The organism is Acinetobacter uliginosus, assembly GCF_044130295.1.
Taxonomy (GTDB): domain Bacteria; phylum Pseudomonadota; class Gammaproteobacteria; order Pseudomonadales; family Moraxellaceae; genus Acinetobacter.
In genome coordinates this window covers 1-2,795 of the sequence record NZ_JBIQOC010000160.1, presented here as the reverse complement: position 1 = coordinate 2,795, position 2,795 = coordinate 1, and the positions used below count along the sequence as shown (strand labels likewise).

Sequence of the window (2,795 nt, the reverse complement as noted above, 5' to 3'; positions counted from 1 at the left end):
TACAAATTTAGGCTTGAGCCTAATGTGGAACAGGAGCTTGTTTTAAACAAGTTGCTTGGCTCTGCACGTTTTGTTTGGAATCAGGTTTTAGCCATTTCATTTGAAATGCTTGCCAAGAATGAACGCATCACCAAGGATAACTTGGTTAAGAAAATACCCGATCTCAGAAAAAAACCTGAATATGCTTTTTTAGAACACAGCTCAAATGGCGTTTCACTTCAACAAAAAGTTCGTGATCTTGGTGATGCTTGGGCTAGGTTTTTCAACCAAAAAGAACAAGCCAAATTAAAGCAAAAACCATTTAAAGCCAAAAAACCAAGATTCTTTAAGTTGACCGATGGTACTGAGCTTCAACTTAGACCACTTATGCCGCGATTCAAAAAGAAATCTGATGGTTATGATTCAATTCGTATTGTTCAATTTGATAGATATTGTTGGGTCAAAGGTAATCAAGTTAAGTTACCCAATGATATTGGTGTTGTGAAATTCAGAAAATCACAAGATATTCTTGGCACAATCAAAAATGTCACAATCTCAAAGCATGTTGGTAAGTGGTACATATCTTTTGGTGTTGAAAGTACAATAGAAGCACCAATCCATCCATCAAAATCAGCGATTGGCATTGATTTAGGCGTTAAAAAGTTAATTACAACGTCTAGTGGTCAGGTATTCGACCCGATCAATAGTTTTAAAGCCAATCAAGTAAGGTTGGCTAGGCTTCAACGCAAGTTGAGAAAGAAAACCAAGTTTAGTCAAAATTGGAAAAAACTAAACTTAAAGATCAATAAATTACACCATCATATTGCCAATATTCGGCATGACTACTTGCATAAAGTCACGACAACGCTCAGCAAAAACCACGCAATGATCGTCGTTGAGGACTTAAAAGTAGCCAATATGTCGAAGTCAGCAAAAGGTACAATCAAGAACAAAGGAACGAATGTAAAAGTTAAGTCAGGCTTGAACAAGTCAATCCTGGATCAAGGTTGGTCGATGCTTGTCGATATGTTGGATTACAAGCAACAATGGCGAGGTGGTTTACTCGTTAAAGTTGATCCTAGATATACAAGTCAGACTTGTAGCTCATGCGGTCACGTTGCAAAAGAAAACAGGCTCACTCAGGCAAACTTTAATTGTGTCGAGTGTGGCTTTAGCGAGAATGCGGATATTAATGCTTCTCGTAACATTTTGGCGGTAGGACATACCGTTTTGTCTGTGGAGGGTGGATGCGGTAAAGGTCGCCCTGTGAAGCAGAAAGCAAGTGAAATCCGTGAGGAAGTCACCTAAGAGCTTTTGCTTTTAGAATCCCTGAGAAACGAGTTTCGCAAGGAGCTAGTCGAAAGTGGAGGGAGTATGTCAAACTTTTACTTTTTCAATTTTAGGCTGTTCCTGGGCTAAAGCCTGATGGGCACTGGTAGCTGCCGGTAAAATCACGTTAAATGTCGTGCCTTCACCTTCTGTAGAATCTACAAAAATTTGCCCATGGTTCAAATCAATAAAACGCTTACACAAGACCAGGCCCAGACCGGTACCTTTTTCTCCTGCAGTCCCTTTAATACTGACCGTAACCGACTGCTGGAACAGCTGATCCATTTGCGCCCGACTCATCCCCAGACCGGTATCCCGTACATAAATATGCACCCCTGTTTCGGACTCATTTGCATGAATGATGACGCTCCCCGTACCATCGGTCGGGGTGAATTTCAAAGCATTCGAAACTAGGTTCTGTATCACTGAAGTAATCATGTTGATATCGGCATAGACCTTGATGCCTTCCTCAATCTGGTCAATTAACTGAATATTTTTCTTTACCGCCAAACTATGTAATACGTCACAAACAATCTTGCTTGACTGTTTTAATTCAAAATTAATGGGATGATAAATGAAACGTCCGCCTTCAGCCATTGCCCAGTTCAGCAGGCTTTCCAGCAGGTTATAAGTCGATTGTGCCGTATCATACAAATATTCAGCAATATTCTGTATGCTGGATTCATCCAGTGTTTCACGCTCTTGCGCCAGCACTTCTGAAAAGCCGAGCAAACCATGAAATGGGGCTCTCAGGTCATGGGCAATAATCTGGAAAAACTTGGTTTTACTGAAATTGAGCGCCGCTTGCTGCTCATACATTTCCTTCAGTTCAGCATGATCTGCCTTCAGTTCAATCATATGGATCAGACTGTTGGTCAAGTCACTGACATTGGTAATACTTTCAGGATGAAACGGTTTTTTCTGCTGATCAAAAAAAAGCGCCTGACCAATTGAAGTACCGTTACTTAAACGCAAATCAAAAGCCAGATAACGCTTGGCCTCTACGCCGAATTGACTCATATGCTGCACCAGATTCGGATATTGGCTATGCTGATGATCAATGAAATTACGCCCTTCAAAATAATGGCTTAAACCGGTTTCATCAGGCGAGCAAAAGGCCTTAAAACCATGCTTGGAGGAATACCAGATATAAGGCTCATGATGAAAAGCCAGTACCGCCTGTTCAGCACCAAGCATGTTGCGGGAAAACCTTAAAAAACGCTCAAGCTGATTCGTTGCTGTAAAAACGCCTAACAATAGTGAGATTTTACATGCACTAAGCTGCTCAGTTTCCGAGCCTATTTCAAGCAACTGCATTTTCATATTTGATTCATCCAATCACTATTATTTGTTGTTTTAAAGAAATAATTATCATGTTTCATCTTAAGTTGACAAAAACAACTAAACATGCGAAAAGACATTTTTGGTTAAACGATGTTTGCACATGCCACGGATTGTTACCGTCCCACTCAGCTTAGAACAGCGTG

The 2,795-nt window shown here is 40.6% G+C and carries 2 protein-coding genes; one reads left to right on the top strand and one right to left on the bottom strand.

Annotated features, from left to right (window positions below; translation table 11 throughout):
- A partial coding sequence (locus ACE01T_RS17310; protein WP_395519765.1) for an RNA-guided endonuclease InsQ/TnpB family protein occupies positions 1-1,287 on the top strand: 1,287 nt, incomplete at its 5' end.
- A 69-nt stretch (positions 1,288-1,356) separates the two neighbouring features.
- On the opposite strand, the gene ACE01T_RS17305 is transcribed toward ACE01T_RS17310, so the two are convergent.
- Complete coding sequence (locus ACE01T_RS17305; protein ID WP_395519764.1) at positions 1,357-2,631, bottom strand: sensor histidine kinase; 1,275 nt, start codon at positions 2,629-2,631, stop codon at positions 1,357-1,359.
- Between the last annotated feature and the right edge of the window lie 164 nt (positions 2,632-2,795).

Bases quoted from the DNA above. Each gene is read 5' to 3' on its own strand.
- ACE01T_RS17305 (WP_395519764.1), bottom strand. From the start codon at position 2,631: ATGAAAATGCAGTTGCTTGAAATAGGCTCGGAAACTGAGCAGCTTAGT.